Annotated in this window: 18 protein-coding genes; 2 read left to right on the forward strand and 16 right to left on the reverse strand. The window is 47.0% G+C overall.

Annotated features, from left to right (window positions below):
* Nucleotide 1: 1 nt before the first annotated feature.
* The 9 genes from EL173_RS10335 to EL173_RS10375 all read right to left on the reverse strand — a co-directional run bounded on the left by EL173_RS10335 (nucleotide 2) and on the right by EL173_RS10375 (nucleotide 7732).
* On the reverse strand, nucleotides 2–757 hold the full coding sequence (locus EL173_RS10335; RefSeq protein WP_014571457.1) for a glycosyltransferase family 2 protein: 756 nt from the start codon (nucleotides 755–757) through the stop codon (nucleotides 2–4).
* Between the two features lie 82 nt (nucleotides 758–839).
* On the reverse strand, nucleotides 840–1775 hold the full coding sequence (locus tag EL173_RS10340) for an NAD-dependent epimerase/dehydratase family protein (RefSeq protein ID WP_014571458.1): 936 nt from the start codon (nucleotides 1773–1775) through the stop codon (nucleotides 840–842).
* A 437-nt stretch (nucleotides 1776–2212) separates the two neighbouring features.
* Nucleotides 2213–2875, reverse strand: coding sequence for an amino acid ABC transporter permease (locus EL173_RS10345; RefSeq protein WP_005687206.1), 663 nt, complete (start codon nucleotides 2873–2875; stop codon nucleotides 2213–2215).
* A 15-nt stretch (nucleotides 2876–2890) separates the two neighbouring features.
* Nucleotides 2891–3535, reverse strand: coding sequence for an amino acid ABC transporter permease (locus EL173_RS10350; RefSeq protein ID WP_005687204.1), 645 nt, complete (start codon nucleotides 3533–3535; stop codon nucleotides 2891–2893).
* A gap of 1 nt (nucleotide 3536) precedes the next feature.
* Entirely contained in the window at nucleotides 3537–4361 is an 825-nt protein-coding gene (locus EL173_RS10355) for a glutamate ABC transporter substrate-binding protein (protein WP_014571459.1), read from the reverse strand.
* Nucleotides 4362–4554: 193 nt separating this feature from the next.
* The gene (locus EL173_RS10360) at nucleotides 4555–5292 is read right to left on the reverse strand and encodes an amino acid ABC transporter ATP-binding protein (protein ID WP_014569837.1); all 738 of its coding nucleotides are present in this window, start codon (nucleotides 5290–5292) and stop codon (nucleotides 4555–4557) included.
* Between the two features lie 307 nt (nucleotides 5293–5599).
* Complete coding sequence (locus tag EL173_RS10365; RefSeq protein WP_014571460.1) at nucleotides 5600–6559, reverse strand: DUF6681 family protein; 960 nt, start codon at nucleotides 6557–6559, stop codon at nucleotides 5600–5602.
* A 20-nt stretch (nucleotides 6560–6579) separates the two neighbouring features.
* Nucleotides 6580–7023 (reverse strand): hypothetical protein, encoded by a 444-nt coding sequence (locus tag EL173_RS10370; protein WP_005692845.1) that lies wholly within the window; start codon nucleotides 7021–7023, stop codon nucleotides 6580–6582.
* A 256-nt stretch (nucleotides 7024–7279) separates the two neighbouring features.
* On the reverse strand, nucleotides 7280–7732 hold the full coding sequence (locus EL173_RS10375) for a Fur family transcriptional regulator (RefSeq protein ID WP_005687189.1): 453 nt from the start codon (nucleotides 7730–7732) through the stop codon (nucleotides 7280–7282).
* A gap of 108 nt (nucleotides 7733–7840) precedes the next feature.
* Between EL173_RS10375 and EL173_RS10380 the strand changes: the two genes are divergently transcribed.
* Nucleotides 7841–7954 (forward strand): putative metal homeostasis protein, encoded by a 114-nt coding sequence (locus EL173_RS10380; RefSeq protein ID WP_005687187.1) that lies wholly within the window; start codon nucleotides 7841–7843, stop codon nucleotides 7952–7954.
* 201 nt (nucleotides 7955–8155) lie between these two features.
* On the opposite strand, the gene EL173_RS10385 is transcribed toward EL173_RS10380, so the two are convergent.
* The 6 genes from EL173_RS10385 to EL173_RS10415 form a co-directional block, all read right to left on the reverse strand.
* Nucleotides 8156–8758: a guanylate kinase gene (locus EL173_RS10385; RefSeq protein WP_005687185.1), complete on the reverse strand. Its 603-nt coding sequence runs from the start codon at nucleotides 8756–8758 to the stop codon at nucleotides 8156–8158.
* Nucleotides 8759–8867: 109 nt separating this feature from the next.
* Nucleotides 8868–9275: a GNAT family N-acetyltransferase gene (locus EL173_RS10390; RefSeq protein WP_014571462.1), complete on the reverse strand. Its 408-nt coding sequence runs from the start codon at nucleotides 9273–9275 to the stop codon at nucleotides 8868–8870.
* 432 nt (nucleotides 9276–9707) lie between these two features.
* Complete coding sequence (locus EL173_RS10400; protein WP_019728284.1) at nucleotides 9708–10907, reverse strand: C40 family peptidase; 1200 nt, start codon at nucleotides 10905–10907, stop codon at nucleotides 9708–9710.
* 301 nt (nucleotides 10908–11208) lie between these two features.
* Entirely contained in the window at nucleotides 11209–12480 is a 1272-nt protein-coding gene (gene tyrS / locus EL173_RS10405; RefSeq protein ID WP_014571463.1) for a tyrosine--tRNA ligase, read from the reverse strand.
* A 405-nt stretch (nucleotides 12481–12885) separates the two neighbouring features.
* On the reverse strand, nucleotides 12886–13824 hold the full coding sequence (locus EL173_RS10410) for a cation diffusion facilitator family transporter (RefSeq protein WP_005692835.1): 939 nt from the start codon (nucleotides 13822–13824) through the stop codon (nucleotides 12886–12888).
* A 174-nt stretch (nucleotides 13825–13998) separates the two neighbouring features.
* A complete protein-coding gene (locus tag EL173_RS10415) occupies nucleotides 13999–14334 on the reverse strand; it encodes an ArsR/SmtB family transcription factor (protein ID WP_005687178.1) in 336 nt (111 codons plus the stop codon).
* A 150-nt stretch (nucleotides 14335–14484) separates the two neighbouring features.
* Here EL173_RS10415 and EL173_RS10420 point away from each other — a divergent pair, with 150 nt between their 5' ends.
* Nucleotides 14485–15414 carry an FAD:protein FMN transferase gene (locus EL173_RS10420; protein ID WP_005692833.1) on the forward strand — a complete coding sequence of 310 codons (930 nt, stop codon included), beginning with the start codon at nucleotides 14485–14487 and terminating at the stop codon, nucleotides 15412–15414.
* Nucleotides 15415–15527: 113 nt separating this feature from the next.
* On the opposite strand, the gene EL173_RS10425 is transcribed toward EL173_RS10420, so the two are convergent.
* Nucleotides 15528–17306, reverse strand: coding sequence for a glycoside hydrolase family 13 protein (locus EL173_RS10425; RefSeq protein WP_005692830.1), 1779 nt, complete (start codon nucleotides 17304–17306; stop codon nucleotides 15528–15530).
* Nucleotides 17307–17316: the final 10 nt, after the last annotated feature.

Consider the following 17316-nt stretch of genomic DNA (forward strand, 5'->3'; position numbering starts at 1 on the left):
GTTATCGTTTATCGGTGAGGCCCATTAACGAGTAATGGAGAAAGTAATAGAAGCTTTTAAATAAACCCAAGTGCTCGTGGCGACGATAGATTGTCCAAGTCCATTGGGCAGCCTGAATTTTATTTGCGCTCAATGAAGTCTGATGCTTCCGATATTTAGCGAGAATTTGCTCGGATGCAAGATAAGCAACCGTGCCATTGCGGGCAATCGATAGCCAACAAGCATAATCTTCATGATTAATCTCGGGAAACGGATACTTTTGAGCAATTTTACGTGATAGCATCACTGTCAACAATCCAATTCGATTTCCCTTCAGCATTTCATGATAGTCCAATTTTGTTTCTGAGATTTTGCGCTCACCAATTTTTGTACCATGATCGTCCACAACTTCATAGGAACAATAGGAAAAATCAACCTGATGCTGCTGCATAAACGTTAATTGAATCTTCAACTTATCTGGTAGCCATATGTCATCACTATCTAAAAAGGCAACATACTCGCCTCTAGAATGCTGAACCCCGACATTGCGTGCATTCGCCACACCTTGGTTCTCGTCTAGTTTAATATAGGTAATGCGGCTATCTGTAGCGGACAATTTTTCCACCACTTCAAAAGTGTGATCCGACGAAGCATCATCTACAATTAAAAGTTCCAAATCCTTAAAGCTTTGTTCCAATACCGACTGAACGGTATTAGGAAGGTACGTCGCAGCATTATAAGCTGGCATGACAACGGAAACAACAGGTGTATTACCCAAAGCATCTCTCTCCTACAAAAATAGATTGCGCTAACACGACAAAAATAACCAGCCAGTATCTCACCGCCTGGCCGATCATTGTTTACTGAACCGACGCCACATACTTGGCAAGTCCCTCTGCAAGTGGCGTGTGGGTCATGAAGTCAAACTGATCCAGCTTGTCCGTTTGTGCATATGAATCGCGAATGTCACCAAGACGCGGGGCTTTATGGGTGGCATGTAACGTTTTGCCAGTGAGTTTTTCAAGCTCTTTGGCGACCTGATTTAAGGTGGTTTGTTTGCCGTTAGCAACGTTGAAAACATCATCCCGAGCGCTTGGGGTCTCTAACAAGCCGCGAATCGCATGCACGACATCACCAACATAGATGAAATCGCGGGTCTGTTCGCCATCGCCGAAGAAAGTGAATGGTTTGTCTTCTTGCAACGCCGCCATCATGATCGACAGTACCCCACTATAGGGCGACTTAGGGTTTTGCTTCGGCCCGTATACGTTGAAAAAGCGCGTGCAAACCATTGGCATGTCATAAAGCCGGCCATAATTCAAAACCGCGCGTTCCGTGGCAAATTTGTCAACTGCATATTGAGTTAGCGGTTTAACGGCCATGTCTTCTTTCTTAGGTAGCTCAGGAGAATCACCATAAACTGCAGCGGAACTTGCAAAGAATAACTTTTTATAAGGTATTTTCTGGGTGCGCAAGGTTTCAATGATGTTCAGGTTCGCTTCCTGATTAACCTGATGTGTCGCGTACGGCCGTTCAACCGAATCAGCAACACTGGCAATGGCAGCCAACAAAACAATGTAATCAAATCGGCCTTCCATCAAAAGCTGGGACATGAAGGCATGATCCGTGATGCTATGTTCATAAAAGGTAATCCGGCTAGAATCGGGAATATTGGTTCGCAAGCCCATTGATAAATCATCGACAATGGTTATCGTATTGTCAGGATCCGTCAACAAAAGCTCCGTCAAATTGGAACCGATAAACCCGGCGCCACCGGTCACTAAGTAGCTGCTCAAGATAATTTCCTCCGTCTTGCTTGTTTTATTTCTCTCTCATGGTATCACAGCAGCGACCAGACCACCGCAGCTAATCGCAAATGTTAGGAAAATGATAAGAACCGGTCAACGCCTTAACTGTTACCCCTTTGCAACAGCCTGACCGATCATTTGCTTGAACGGGGGCTTCCCAGCTGTCATCGGCGGTTTGTGGTCAAAAAGTAACAGCAACCCAAATCGATCCAAGACTTTGCCAAGTGTGGTGAGGCAACGTACCCAGTTACGAAAAGGAACGATCGTTGCCTATATTTAAAATTGAGGTGACACCGTGTCACCGCCTGTGCGCTTTTGCCAGATGATTTTGCAAAATAACTAAAGCAAATCGGTCCTGACCAGACAAAGTTCGTCTGCCGAGGACCGATTTTAATGGCTATTAAAGCACTGATATCGAGAATCATTCAATTCGACTGTACCAACCGCCGATCCAACCACCGACTTGCCAAAGATAACGCGTAATTCACAACAAAATACATCACGGCCAATGCCACAAACATTGGAATCATGTAGTTAATATTTTGACCATAAATGATTTGCGCGTGATACGTCGCTTCTGGCAGTAAAATGATCGTTGCCAGTGATGTGTCTTTGACGAGCGAAATAAACTGGCTGACAATCGGTGGGATCATTTTCTTCAATGCTTGCGGCATGATAATGTACCGCATCGCCTGATAGAAGGTCAGACCGTTACTGCGCGCCGCTTCCATCTGCCCTCGCGGTACGGCATTGATGCCTGAGCGAACGATTTCTGCCAACATTGCCGATTCAAAGATGCTCATCGCAACAATGGCAGCAACAATGACGTTAAGCCGGATGCCAATGTCTGGCAAAGCGAAGTAAGTGAAGAATAGAATCAGCAGTAGCGGCAAATTACGGATGACGTCAATGACAAAGCCAACCGCCGCCGAAAAATATTTAATCTTGACATAGCGTGCCAAGCCCAAAATAACCCCAAGGACGAAGCTGAAAAAAATCGAGGCAATCGAAACTTCCAAAGTCACCCCTAAGCCTTGGAGCAGGTACCGTAAATTAATCCACGAATACGCATCAACAAAATTTTGCATAAAACCTGCTCCTTTCTAGGCGGTCACCCATTTTTTCTCGAGATAACGCATTAGGTAACTCAACGGCATCGTCAAAATCAAATAGAAAATGCCGACGATTAAGTACGTATCAAAAGTCGAAAAAGTTGTCGCCGCAATTAATTTACCTTGGTACATCAGATCAAATCCAGCAACGAAGGCCAGAACGGAACTATTTTTTACCAAATTGATAAATTGATTGCCCAGTGGCGGGATGACAATTTTAAATGCCTGGGGAAAAATAATCTGCGTCATCGCCTGCGTATAAGTCATCCCGATACTCCGAGCACCTTCCATCTGGCCGCTGGGGACTGCTTCAATCCCAGCACGCACGGTTTCTGCGATGAAGGCACTCGTGTAAATCAACAGGCCAATGGTGCCCGCGGTAAAGCCATCGATTTTGACAATAAACTGGGGCACGATCACGTAGAATGCCAAAGTAATAACTAGCAGCGGAATGTTACGCACAACTTCGACATAAATTCGCCCGATGACTCGTAGCGGTTTAAATGGCGAGATTTCCATGAGTGCAAATAACGTCCCGACAATCAAGCTGCCAATCAAAGCTAAAATGCTCGCTGCTAACGTGAAACCAAGTCCGGAAAGAAAGGTGTTCCAATTATTGGTAAGAATTGACCACATGTTATTCCACCTCCTTAAGACTGAATCCTGGCACATCGCCGAACCACTTCTTGATCAGCTTTGCATAAGTCCCGTTTTGTTTGAGTTGTTTGATTGCCTTGTTAACGGCTTTGACAAACGGCTTCTGGCCTTTGTTAATTGCAATCCCGTATGGCTCTTTAGTGAAGGTACCCCCGGTGACAATATAGTTCTTATCCTGTTCTGACATCCCGTATAAAATCCCATTGTCAGTAGTCAAGGCATCACCTTGGCCTGACTTCAAAGCGGTGAACGCCTGCGCATAATCGGCTAACTGCAAGACAGTGGTGTCGGGAGCAGCTTTTTTAACATTATCAACTGAATTGGACCCTTGCACGCCGATAACTTTGGTGCCTTTCTTCAAATCCTTCACTGACTTAATCGGACTGCCTTTTTTAACTAAAAGACTTTGCCCGGCATTGAAGTAAACATCGGAAAAGTCCAGAATCTTTTGGCGCTCCGGGGTAATCGTCATGGTAGCGATCACCGCGTCCAGGTTCCCACCTTTAATCATCGGCACGCGGGTATCACTGGTCACCTGAACCAGCTGGGCGTTTCCTTTTTTGCCTAAAATCTGCTTGGTAATCGCCTTGGCCATATCAACATCAAAGCCTTCAATTTTACCGGTTTTAATGTTCATCAAGCCAAACAGACGGGTATCAGCCTTGACGCCCCAAATAATCGTATTGGTTGCCTTGGCGTTCGTTAAAATATCACGATCCGCCACACTTTTGCCACAGCTGCTTAACGGTATCATCAATAGTAACAACACCAGTGGCAGGAGCATGCGTTTCCACATTTTTGCCATTTTAATGTCCCTCCTCGTGAGCGCCAGCCAGCGTGGGTAGAAGCCGGATTGTGTGGTCATTGCGACCAAGGTTCTTACACACAGGTTTCTGGTCGGGAGCCAACGCGTTATCGTAGCGCGAGTCCTCCCGGCGGAAATGTCCCGCCAGCAAACGCCTCATAACTGGAATCAATCCTCAACTGGTCTTGTCACACTAATGATTGATAATCTTACTGATAAACTCTTTGGCGCGAGGTTCTTGCGGATCGTCGAAGAACTGGTTGACATCGGTTGAATCGACTAGAATCTTGCCATCGTCCATAAAGACAATCCGATTGCCAACATGGCGGGCAAATCCCATTTCGTGGGTTACCACTACCATCGTCATGCCTTGTTCGGCGATCTTCTGCATAACGTCCAGCACATCCCCGATCATTTCCGGATCCAAGGCACTGGTTGGCTCGTCAAACAAGATGGCTTTAGGCTTCATCGCCAGACTGCGGGCAATGGCCACGCGCTGTTGTTGGCCCCCGGATAACTCACCCGGAAAACTATCCGCCTTACTCTCCAGTCCAACCATCTTTAGCAGATCGCGGGCTTCCTGTTCAACTTCCGCCTTGTCTCGCTTCAAGACTAAATCAGGGCCTAAAGTGATGTTTTGCAAGACATTCTTATTCGCATACAAATTAAAATGCTGAAAGACCATGCCGACATTTTTACGAATCCGGTTCATATCGGTTTTTTTGTCTGCCAAGTCAAAGTCATTGACAATCAATTGTCCGGAAGTAATTCGTTCAAGACCATTGATGCACCGCAAAACCGTACTTTTACCAGAACCTGAAGGCCCGATAATGGTCACCACCTCACCGCGATCGATGGTTAGATTAATATTTTTTAAGGCTTGGAATTTGCCAAAATACTTGTTAACATCGTGAAATTCGATCATAGACATGTTCGAGGACCTCCTTGGGTTCGCTTGCTCTTATCATGGATTTTACAGATAAAATTAATGATACGCAAATATTTCTTTTCAAAAAGTCAAGTTTTATGACCGCCGAATCCGTAAAACTCCCGAAACTCGGGATTCCGCACCATCAACGATTTTCGTCGTGACTTACCCGTGAACTCTGATCACCATACGGCACTTTAGTATCGGCCAACTATCAGCATTAAAAAAAGAGCCGCGAGTTTTAGTGGCACTTTCAAAACTCGCGACTCATATGCATTTTTATTCTTAACCATCTGACAGTAGCGACTACCTACCGCTGATGACGCCGACTTTCACGCGTAGGCAACGGCGGTTCTTCCGCGGAAGACGTTGCTTTGTTTTCTGTCACAGAAGTCCGCGCCTCTTCTCGTGTTGGCAAAGTTGCAGGTGTGGCCGGCTGTTCGCCTTCGCTTGCAGCCGGCGTCTTATCCTGATAGGCCAGCTGCACCGTTAAGCTGTATGGCTGCTTCTCCTTGCGCAAACCACTGCGACCGAGTAACTTTTGCTCACCGCCAATTAAAAAGACATTGGCGGCGACTAGATGATAATCACGTTGCGCCTCTGCTGCCGGTAACAAACCAACTCGTTCAATGGTTGCTAGCGGCTTAGCCATCAACGCATTCAAGCCACCGGTGATGATTAGCTCGTGATCCGTGTGCTGCAAATCGAAAAACGGAATTGGAAACGGCGCGCCAATAGCTAGAACTGGCTGCTGGGTTTCTTGAGCCACGCGACTAATCGCTTTGTCATCAAGCCCTTGATAATTCAGACTCAAGACTCCCTGTTTGACCAGACTGGCAACTAAGTCATCCAAATTGGCTTGCTGTTCAGCCGTCATGGTCACATCCGCCGTCAGCAATTGATCCTGGGTAAACACGCCACTGGCCGGTGCTGCCCCCAGTTGCGTTTTCAATTCGTTTTCGGCAGCAGTTTTCTTAGCCGAATTACTGCCCAACCACTTCTCAACTGTCGGCGAAATATCAAACCGGGTTGTCTTATTTGTAAAATAGTATAAGAAGTTTAAGGCAATAAAATACAAAAAGACAACAAACGCCAGCATGAACAATGCACCACGAATTCGAAAATCCGGATACCGTAAGTTTTGAATGGCGATGTAAAGTAGGTAAAAATTGGCGACAAACGCTATCCACGTGAAGGCTTTTCCTTTTGGCTTGTCAGCAATATTAAAGTAGCCAAGCACGCGGTTGATAATATCAATTACAGTTAACATCATCTCATCCTTTCCGCGGCTTATTGACCGCCACTGCTGGTGGTATCAGTCTCTTGGCCATTATCAGTACCAGTTTGATCGGATGCTTGGTCGTCACTGGTCGTGGTGCTGCTTGGCGTTGAAGTGGAAACCGTTGATGCGGTCGAAGCGCTCGGCGTTGAAGTAGAAGCCTCGGTGCTCGTTGTTTCTTTTTCACCAGATGGATGACTCGCCTGTACCTGCGACTGACTTGCTGCAGCTGGCTGCGAAGTTGATGTTTGACTTGGCTCAGCTTTTGAAGACGCTGATTGCGCAGCCCGTGAAGCCGATTCGGATTTTATTTTTGAAACCAATTCACTTTGTTCGGTTGCCGATTTTGGTTGATTGACCGGATTAATCGTATTCACAATATTATAGGCACTAATCAGGACAATGAGCGAAACAATGGCAGTCGGCGGTAATAATGGCGGTGTTCGATAAGCCATGAAGCCAGCTCCTTTCATTCATCGATTCATTTTACCCTAAAAACAGCCCGAAGCATCTTAAGTTACCGCTAAAATTATACGACATTCTAAGCAGCAGCCAAAACGGCTAGCGAAAACCGCTGCTTTGAACTATCTTTACCAACATCTATCGCCTGCATGGAAAAGGCAGTTGGTAAATAAACGAAACGACATCAGATAATTGATCTGATGCCGCCTCATTTAGTCGTACCGTTAAATTTTTTTCACAGCGCTTCAGCTACCGATTAGCGTTTTTCAAGCGATCAGCATGTTCTTGACACGCTGCGCATAAGCCGTAGAGTTCAAAATTATGGCTCTGAATCTTAGCGCCGGGTACCTGTTCTTCAAAATAATTCAAGGGACACATTTTTAATTCGATCACTTTGCCGCAGTTGGTACAAATAAAATGATGGTGGTGCGGATGTTGAAAGTCGCACTGAAGCTTAACGACAATTTGATCGTCTTCCATACGGCTTTCAACGATACCCATTTCAATGAACGACTTCACGTTGCGGTAAATCGTATCATGCGACACCCCTGGAAATTGCGTGCGCATATACCGATCGAGAATCGTCACCGCTGTGTACCGATGCTGATTTCTACCTAAATAATCAACCATCGATTCACGCTGCTTGGTGACGCGGTAGCCATGCTGTTTTAACTGCTTCAAAGCAATCGCTGTGTTATCCATAAGAGGCTCCTTTGGCTTGACACTTGAATTCTAGACGTGTATTCTATCAAATCGTACTGGTTACGATTAGCAACTTACAGTGTATCACGCCTGATAGGAGGAAGCAACATGGCTGAAAAAACCGATTACGCATCTGCTGCACGCCGTCTCAAAAGTAAAAACCCCAAAACCCGTTCACGAGCAAAACGGGTTATCAAGGCAGTTAAGAAAACGACAAAATAACAATCAGAACGGCACCTTATTGTCGCTGCCATGTCGAAAATTGTAAAATAAAAACGTTAAAGGCCTCTAACGACAAGATTTTTGTCATTAGAGGCCTTTTAGTGCTGCCATCAAGCATTTTATCGACACATTACCGGTCTACTAGACATTTCACAAAATGAATCGCGATAATTCTCGACCAGGGTTCTTTTTGCCACCACGTCACTTCTGTTCGGTGTCGACCGACAAAAAGCCACAACTTTTAAGCGCCAAGTCCTTCATGAACCGGTCAATTTGCTGTCGCGCTTCATCCCAACGATCATTTTTAATGACTGTCGCAAACGGTTTAAGTTCATCAGGCAAGGTTAAGTCGCGTTTGTATTCAGGGCTTTTCAATCGCGCTGCCACCATGTTCGGCTCATCTCCTCGACCAAGCAGGCGATCTTTCAAAACCGTGGGATCGTCAATGGTCAGAAACAAAACGACGACTTCTTTTGGCAGCTCACGAACATACGTAATCGCGCCTTTGGTATCCAAAACGATGCTTAGGAAGGGATGCTTAGCCCAGTTCTTCTCCAGCGACTCATGTGATGACCCATATTCATAGCCGGCATAAGTGACTTTTTCAATAAAATGCTTAGTCGCAAAACTTGCCGGTGTCTCAAAATAATAATCAACCCCGTTTTGTTCTCCAGTCCGCGGTGGCCGCGTTGTGTGAGTCATCACCCGATGAATTCGGTAGTTGTCGCGCAGATACGCGCTCACCGTTGTTTTACCAGTCCCTGTTGCCCCTGTGATCACAATCAACTTATGCGCAGCCTTCATGAGCAGCCTCCTTAAATGATTGCCTCGATTGTACCAAACCTACGCCGATTCGTCAGCTCAAAATCAACGACCCTTGCGCTTTGATGCCAAACTCGCTGACCGGGTTCACTTACGTCAAATCCTGGTAAAAAGCAATCACACCAACTTTACTACTTTGAACAAAGCCAATATTTTCGTAAAAGGCGCGAGTTTGGGGCTGATCATCGGTTAAAAGGACCCGCTGACGAACCTGTGGAAATTGATCTACTAATGCGTCTACCAATTGCCGCCCGATCCCCTGCCGTTGATAACTGGGCAAAACGAGTAAATCCTGAATAAATAAAATCGTCTCACCATCGCCAACTGCCCGAATCAAACCAACTAACTGATCGCCATCATAAGCCCCCAGCACGCTTAACGATTGCGCTATCGCCCGCTCAAGTTTCTTCGGATCTCGCGTGTACATGTTCCAACCGACCGCTTGATAAAGGGCAAGCACATCTGCCTGATTTAACTGACGCTGATCAATTTTAATCATAATAAACCTCCTCCTGAATCTCCACCGCCATGCTACGTTGATGAACGCTTTAATGAGTTCTATTGTCGCATACATTCATACTCAATGGATATGTTCAGGCTCGCGTAATCGTAACGCGCTCACAGTCGCAGCAATCTGCGTGTAAGGACCTTGGTTGCAATGGCCAAAGCCTATTTGACTTCAGAAAGTAGCTAGTAGGCAGTAAAGTTTCTTATTTAGGCAATTAAGAGAGCTGACATTGCGTTCTATAACGCGCTCACAGTCGCAGCAATCTGCGTGTAAGGACCTCTAGTCTAAATGGCCAGAGACCAGCCATTTAGGCTAGAGGCCACTTACACTCCGATTGCTAACCGCGCCGGTTCGCGCTTACTAAAAAAGACCGGTCACCATGACCGATCTTTTAGTTACTATTTGCAGGATGTGAACGATAAATTAGAGACGACGGCCAAAGCTTGCTGCAAAGTAAGCAACACTTTGAACCGTAACGTTTTGTCCTGGCTCCGGTGCGTGGATGTACTGGCCGTTACCGATATAAACGCCAACGTGATAAGCATTACCAACGCTACCCCAGAAGACCAAGTCGCCAGCCTGGAGATCGGAAACCGAAACATATGAGCCAAGTGTGCTTTGCGCCTGAGAGGTACGTGGCAGGCTAATTCCGGCTTCTTTAGCTGCGTAATAGATTAAGCCTGAGCAGTCAAACCCAGCAGGTGATGTGCCGGCGTAAACATACGGTACGCCGAGGTATTTAGCGGCGTTACCGGCGATGCTGCCACCGGAAACGGAAACTGTGCTGCTTCCAGCTGAAGCGGGAGCCTGAGAAGATGCAGCTTTACTAGAGCCGAGACTATTTGAAGAAGCGGTTGTGCTAGAGGAAGCAGAAGTGCTTGATGCGCTAGCGGTGGAACTAGCAACGGCTGTCACTGCTTTTTGAGCCGCCTCAGCTTTGGCAGCTTCATCAGCGGCCATGGCTGCCAGCTTTTCTTTGTTAGCATCAATCGTTTGTTGAGCATCGGCAGCTGCCTTATCAGCATCCGCCTTTAAGCCATCAATCTTGGCTTTATCACTTTCAAGCTGGCTCTTGGTTGCAACCAGGTTCTTTTGGTTAGCTTCCTGAGCGGCTTTCAGGTTTTTAACCTTGGCTTCGGAATCTTTAACGGCTTGCAAAGCTTCAGCGCTCGCTTGACTCAACTTGCTAACTGTCAATGACCGGCCGACAAGATCCGTCAGACTGTCGGAATTCAAAATAAAGTCAAAATAGACATTGCCAGTAACCGAGTCGCCGGCACGCTTTTGCAGAGAGATCAGCTGATCTTTCAAGTTGCTCTTACGCTTGCTGACTTCCTGATTGGCTTTTGTCAGTTGTGATGCGAAATCAGCGATCTTGGCCTGACTGTCCTTGATCTTGGCTTCGGCATCCTGAATCGCCAGAACCTTATTGGAAACCTCGTTGTTCAGTTTGGCGCTTTTTTCGTTGGCAGCCTGAACCTGTTTCAACAAATCGTCATTTTGCGCTTGCAGGCTCGCTTTGTCGTCTGCCGCATGAACGGTTGTTGCCGCGAAACCCGAAACCCCAACACCGGCTAATGTTGCAACCGTGATGGCACCCGTAACCAATTGCTTTAATCTCATTTTATCGCCACTCCTGCTCTCATTTTGTTCACAAGGTTCACACTAACACTGAACTGTTACAAACTCGTTACAGGGTGGTTACCATCAGAATACTTTTGCGATTACTTCAGCAGCACTTTATGATCATTTTAATAACCATTTTATTTCTAAGTTATATTTACGTTTTTAAATTTAAAAAAGTCAGGAATAAAAGCGGCTCTTTACTCCTGACTTCCTGCTTATTTTGTCATTTAATGCTAACCGGATTGAAACTAGCCGCGACTCGCTACCTAGCTTCATTCATCGTCTCACCGTAACCGAATTACTTGATTTTAACTAGGAAGTACCGCTTCTTTCCGCGCCGGACGATGACATATTGACCATCAAAATGCGTGCTTGGATCAACTTCAAAATCCAAGTCGCGTTGACGGGTGCCATTGATGGTGATCGCACCGTTTTGAATATCTTCCCGGGCCTGCCGCCGACTTGGTTCGATCTTGGTAGTGTCTACCAACCAGGTCACAATATTCTCTGCCGTTTGCGGCGCTTCAACCGTTGGAAATTGCTTAAAGCCTTGCTTAATATCATCAGCACTTAAATCCGCAACATCGCCTGAGAAAAGTGCCGCACTGATGCTTTCGGCTTGATCGACTGCTTTTTGTCCATGAACAAACTTGGTAACGGCGCGGGCTAATTCGCGCTGAGCTGCACGTTTTTCCGGATGCGTCTTAGTGGCCTCGACCAACTCGGCAATTTCATCACGAGATAGGAACGTGAAGAACTTGAGGAATTTTTCGACATCCGCATCGTCTTGATTAAACCAGAACTGGTAGAACTCGTATGGTGACGTCTTTTCCGGATCCAGCCAAACCGCTCCGCCAGCCGATTTACCGAACTTAGTACCATCCGCTTTCAACATCAGCGGATTGGTCAAGCCGTAAGCACGGGCGTCAGGTCCCTCAAGTCGGTGAATCAAATCAATGCCGGCCGTGATGTTCCCCCACTGATCCGCCCCACCGATTTGCAGCTGCACATCTTCATGCTTAAACAAATGGAGGAAATCAACCGACTGTAAAATCTGGTAGGTGAATTCAGTGTAAGAAATGCCAGTCTCAAGCCGACTTGCCACGACTTCCTTATTCAGCATGTTATTCACCGAGAACAACTTGCCGTAATCCCGTAAAAAGTCGAGCATGGAAATTTTGGAAAGCCAATCGTAATTGTCCACAATTCGAAAATCGTCGGTTCCAAACAGATTCTCCATCTGCGCCGTCAATTTCTTCTTGTTCGTCGCAATGGTCTCCATTGTCTGCAAGACCCTTTCCGAGTTGCGGCCAGATGGATCCCCAATCGAACCGGTTCCGCCACCGATTAAAATGACCGGTCGATGTCCCATTAATTGGAAGCGCTTGAGAATCATGAAAGGAATCAGATGGCCGACATGCAGAGAATCGCCAGTTGGGTCGGTACCACAGTATACGCTAACCGCCTTTTCTTCGGTTAACTTGCGCAGCCCGGCTTCATCGGTCAGCTGATTCAGCGCCCCCCGCCATTTTAATTCATCTAAAATCTGTCCTCGCTGTGTTTCTGTCATTAGAAAAATCCTCCTCATTACGATATGGCTAGCATGATCAGCACGTTAGCCTCGAGCCAAAATGTACCTAATTACGAAAAAAGTCGTCCCTGATCAACTAAGATCAGGGACGACTTTCACCGCGGTACCACCCAAATTATGCTTTGCATCACTCTCATGGATATCGGCATGACCCGCGGCCAGAATTCATTGAGCTGTAATTCGTGCTATCAGGCGGAACGGTTTGCAGCAACCACCGTTTTTCTGAATGCCTACCTAGATAACACTACTGCGACTCAGCTGGTAAATTTTATAGGTCAAATTTTAACACATGCACGCTATTTGTACAGAGGCAGTCGTTAAACTCATCCACGAAAACCGCGCGCTAATTCCCAAAAGCCTCGTTTCGGAAAACCCACCGCAATCTTACGGATCTTGCGGCGCATCTTCCGGTGGTAAATCGGCCGGATAAGTTTTAACATCGGCATCCAGAATATCGTACGCATCCATCAATTTGCGTTCGACTCGTTCGCCTAATTCATAAGAATCCGCCACGGTCATTGTCGGATCCACCCGAATGCCGATCGTCAGCAACACCGCATCGCCGGCATAACGCGCTTCAATGCTTTGAACCCCGAGAACTCCCGGAACCTGCGTAATCGTTTGCCGATAAGCCGCAATTTTCTTGGTGTCAAACCCATCTGTCAATTCAAAAATGGCATCACGTAGAATTGTCCAAGCGGCATATAAAATCAAAAGGCCGACCGCAATCGCTGCGCCGCCATCCAGCCACAGCCACCCAGCCTTCGCACCTAGAATGGCCAGTAAAGTCCCACCGCTAGTCGCAGCATCGGAAAAACTGTCTTTAGACGCTGTCCGTAATACGCTGCTGTCCAGTTGCTTAGCGCGAATATGATTCATCAACGAAACACTCGCCATGGCCACCCCCGCAGCCAGGCTCACATAAACCGCCAAAACACCGGGCACTTGCACTTTACCTTGGTACCATGCCTGCAACCCGTGGTAGCCATCAAGCACCACGTCCAGTCCAACGACTAACATAATCAGACCTGAAAACAAGGTTGCAATCGTTTGAAATCGCCAGTGTCCAAATCGATGCTCACTGTCTGGTCGTTGCTGGGAAACTTGCAGCCCCCATAATAAGATAAGCGCCGAAGCCACACCTGTCAGATTATTCAAGCCATCTGCCGCCAATGCCCTGGAATGTGCTAATTGCGCGATCCACAATTCGGCCACTGTTAAACCACCATAAACGACCAGATTCAACGCCGCTGCATGCTGGGCACTTTTCAGACGGGCAAATCGGCGTTGTTCATCTTTTAAAATATTGCGACCAGCATCCATACTAATTCCCCCTCGTCAGAAAAGTCGTTAGAGGCTATTATAAAGCAAAATTGATCTTAATCATCGTTTAAACACGCTTTTTAACGGCATCAAGCGCTTTCTTACAAAACTTTTACATAGGAATAACCTGTTATTTGCATTAGCCATGGTTCACGCTGAACAATAAGACTTTTGTCACGCTTGGGCGATCTGGCGCTTCAAGGCGTTAGTTAACCGCTCAAGCCGGGCAATTGTATCGTTTAAGGTTAAATAATAATAAACCATATTGCCTTCACGGCGGGATCCGACCATCCCAATATCTTTCAAGTGTTTGAGATGATGCGAGGTAGCTGGCTGCGATAATCCGATTGCATCAGCCAGATCATTAACACTAACGCCTACGTGATTATCGGCTGCACCGAGAATCATAATCAGCTTTTGCCGACTTGAATTGGATAAGGCATTTAAGTGGCCGATATCCTGCTTGAATTCTTTTAATGCTTCCTGTTGTGCTGAACTATATGCCGCCATAGTTGGCCTCCTCATGAATTGCGCTGAGCACACGCGGTGAATCAATTGACATTCACAACGAATAATACCTGAAATCATAACGATTGCAACAAATATGCAAACCGTTCATACTATGCATTAGGATAATCAATGACTACTTGGAGGTGCAATATGACAACGACAACAACCTTTCACGGCTTAGGTGCGGACAATACGTTAACCGTTTATGCCGATGGTGCCAACGAATTACTTAATCAAAGTGTCAGTATGATTCAGGCTTATGCGCATTTGCTATCGCTTTATGATGACGAATCGTTGCTAACCATGATTAATGCCCAGGCCGGTAAAACACCGGTCCACATTCCGGTACGACCGGTGTTTAATCTCATCGCCCAAGCAGTAGCCTGGAGCAAACGTGGTCTAGGCTACAACGCGTTAATCGGCCCGATCGTCAAGTTATGGCGAATTGGCTTTGCCGATGCGCGCGTTCCATCCGCCAATGAAGTTAATGCAGCCCTAGCTTTAACCGACCCGAATCTAGTCGAGCTTGATTCGGAAAATCAAACCGTCTTTTTACCTAAAGAAGGAATGGTTTTGGATCTTGGCGGAATTGCCAAAGGATTTATTGTCGATCAAGTCTATGATTTATGGGATAAAACCGGGGTTGAAGGCGGCTTGATTGACTTAGGTGGCAACCAGCGCCTCGTTGGTAAAGCGGCCAGTGGCATTCCTTTGTGGCAGTGGCCAATCGCGGATCCCCGCCATCCCGGCCAGCGCAGCATTGCAACGCTGACAACCGAGCCAAAAGCCGTTGTGACAACCGGCATTTTTGAACGCCATTCAGAGATTGCCGGCAAAGAATACCACCACCTCATCGATCCTAATACCGGTTATCCGGTCGAGTCGAACATGGCCAGCATCACTGTCATTGCCGATAATGGTCTTATCGGTGACGTGTTATCTTCAGTCGGTTTCTACGCTGGCGTCCCGGCTGGTTACGATGCAATCGAAGCAGAAGGTCAGGAAGCGATTTTTGTCACCAAAGACACCCGCGTTTATCAAACTAGCGGATTACGCGAAACGCTTGCGGTGACAATGTAGACCAGCTGTTTTACCTGGCGACTCAAAAAGCAGCAGCCATTTTTTGGTTGCTGCTTTTTGCGATCTCTAATTTAGCACCTCTAACAGCTACCTATAGCTACAATCCCGACTTTTTAGATAGCTTGCCAAATCACGCTTCCAGGCGGCACCATGGTTCCCATTGGCAAAAGTGACCGCAGATTAGCCGGAACAAGCTTGGCATTCGGGTCTTGTAAAACCTGAGGCGAGCAGGTGGGGTTGGCCAAGACGACCAACGTCTGGGCCTCGTTTTGCCGGACAAAACCGAGGCTGTCTTCAAACGTGAACGGGAAAAATGCCGCATCGGCTGCTAAAGCTGGTTGATCGATCCGCGTCTGTAACGCAATCTGATACATATCCAAAATGGCTTGATCTTCGTGCCCCCATGGATAAAAGGCGCGGTTGTCCGGATCCTTGCCGCCGGTTAATCCTGCCTCGTCGCCATAATAAAGACAAGGTACCCCCGGCAGCCAATAAAGAAGTGACACAATCAATTGTAACTTACGCCGATCACCATTCAACACGGTCAAGATTCGCGCCGTATCATGCGTGCCAATGTTATTAAAATTAAACGCAAACGCATTGGGCGGATAGTTTTCCTTGAGCGTCATTAACTGGCGGACAAAACCGGCCGCGCTGAGTTGACCGTTGACAAAATCAATCAACATCGACCGCAACGGGTAATTCATCACGGCGTTCAGCTCGCCACCTTCAAAATACTGGCGGCGTTTGCCATAAGCCTGCTTATTCGATGCATCTTCCCAAACCTCACCGATCAAAACCCGGTCAGGAAACTGATCCAATGTCGTCCGAATTTGATGAATAAAGTCGTCAGTCAGCTCATCGGCGACATCCAAACGCCAGCCATCCACGCCCAGATCGGTCCAATAACTGATCACCGAATCTTTTTTAGCGGCAATAAAATTGTGAAAATCCTGATTGTCTTTATTAATCGCCGGGAGGTCTTTAACCCCCCACCAGCTGTTATAGTCATCAGGAAATCTTTTAAACGAAAACCACGATGCGTATGGTGAATCCAGACTGTTCGCCGCACCAACATCGTCATATTCGTTCACGGCATTGAAATACCGGCTGTCGGCACCGACATGATTGAACACACCATCCAGAATCACATGCATCCCCAGCTGATGAGCCGCCGCCAGAAACTGCTTGAAATCATGCAATGTACCTAACACTTCATCAATCGCATAATAATCACCGGTATCATAGCGGTGATTGCTGCGCGCCTGAAAAATCGGGCTCAGATAAAGCGCATTAATCCCCCGTGCAGCTAACAGCGGCAATTTTTGCTGAATGCCGGTTAAGTTACCACCATAAAAATCCCAGCGCAACACTTCGCCATTGGTACCGCGAATATACATTGGCCGATCCGACTGGCGCCCATAGATAAAAGAATTGGCTTTCGGTGCGTTGACGTGGCCATCCGCATTCCCGTTATTAAACCGGTCCACGAAAATATGGTAAAACCGCGCATGCCGATACCATTCCGGCACTGGGTCAAACTCATTGACCACGGTCAGCTGATAACTGTTCACATCGGCATTTTCCGGATAAACTTGCCCGATCCCGCCAAAACCGCCATCAACCGCACCAAAGCGTTGGCGGCCTTCATCGGTTTGCAGTTCAAAATGGTAAAACCATAAACCAGCCGTCTGCGGGGCAAAACTCACCGTATAACCATTCGGGCTTTTGGTCATTGGCAATGTCTCGGTTTGATCCCCGCGCCCATCCGGCATGATAATCAGTGAGGCTTGCGTCACCGCACCGTCAGCTTTAGCCGTGAAATGAATCGTTGTTGCCTTCCGAACTGCCCCAAAAGGCTGCCGATCGGTGAATGAATCAAATTGAAACATCTTTTTCCTC

This window comes from Lacticaseibacillus rhamnosus, assembly GCF_900636965.1.
GTDB lineage: Bacteria > Bacillota > Bacilli > Lactobacillales > Lactobacillaceae > Lacticaseibacillus > Lacticaseibacillus rhamnosus.

Excerpts from the sequence above, each read along its gene's own strand:
- EL173_RS10415 (WP_005687178.1), bottom strand. The coding sequence starts at position 14,334 with ATGGCGGCATATAGTTCAGCACAACAGGAAGCATTAAAAGAATTCAAG.
- EL173_RS10360 (WP_014569837.1), bottom strand. The coding sequence starts at position 5,292 with ATGTCTATGATCGAATTTCACGATGTTAACAAGTATTTTGGCAAATTC.
- EL173_RS10365 (WP_014571460.1), bottom strand. The coding sequence starts at position 6,559 with ATGTTAACTGTAATTGATATTATCAACCGCGTGCTTGGCTACTTTAAT.
- EL173_RS10420 (WP_005692833.1), top strand. The coding sequence starts at position 14,485 with ATGACAACGACAACAACCTTTCACGGCTTAGGTGCGGACAATACGTTA.
- EL173_RS10385 (WP_005687185.1), bottom strand. The coding sequence starts at position 8,758 with ATGAAGGCTGCGCATAAGTTGATTGTGATCACAGGGGCAACAGGGACT.
- EL173_RS10425 (WP_005692830.1), bottom strand. The coding sequence starts at position 17,306 with ATGTTTCAATTTGATTCATTCACCGATCGGCAGCCTTTTGGGGCAGTT.
- EL173_RS10350 (WP_005687204.1), bottom strand. The coding sequence starts at position 3,535 with ATGTGGTCAATTCTTACCAATAATTGGAACACCTTTCTTTCCGGACTT.
- EL173_RS10355 (WP_014571459.1), bottom strand. The coding sequence starts at position 4,361 with ATGGCAAAAATGTGGAAACGCATGCTCCTGCCACTGGTGTTGTTACTA.
- EL173_RS10345 (WP_005687206.1), bottom strand. The coding sequence starts at position 2,875 with ATGCAAAATTTTGTTGATGCGTATTCGTGGATTAATTTACGGTACCTG.
- EL173_RS10400 (WP_019728284.1), bottom strand. The coding sequence starts at position 10,907 with ATGAGATTAAAGCAATTGGTTACGGGTGCCATCACGGTTGCAACATTA.
- tyrS (WP_014571463.1), bottom strand. The coding sequence starts at position 12,480 with ATGACAGAAACACAGCGAGGACAGATTTTAGATGAATTAAAATGGCGG.
- EL173_RS10380 (WP_005687187.1), top strand. The coding sequence starts at position 7,841 with ATGGCTGAAAAAACCGATTACGCATCTGCTGCACGCCGTCTCAAAAGT.
- EL173_RS10390 (WP_014571462.1), bottom strand. The coding sequence starts at position 9,275 with ATGATTAAAATTGATCAGCGTCAGTTAAATCAGGCAGATGTGCTTGCC.
- EL173_RS10375 (WP_005687189.1), bottom strand. The coding sequence starts at position 7,732 with ATGGATAACACAGCGATTGCTTTGAAGCAGTTAAAACAGCATGGCTAC.
- EL173_RS10410 (WP_005692835.1), bottom strand. The coding sequence starts at position 13,824 with ATGGATGCTGGTCGCAATATTTTAAAAGATGAACAACGCCGATTTGCC.
- EL173_RS10370 (WP_005692845.1), bottom strand. The coding sequence starts at position 7,023 with ATGGCTTATCGAACACCGCCATTATTACCGCCGACTGCCATTGTTTCG.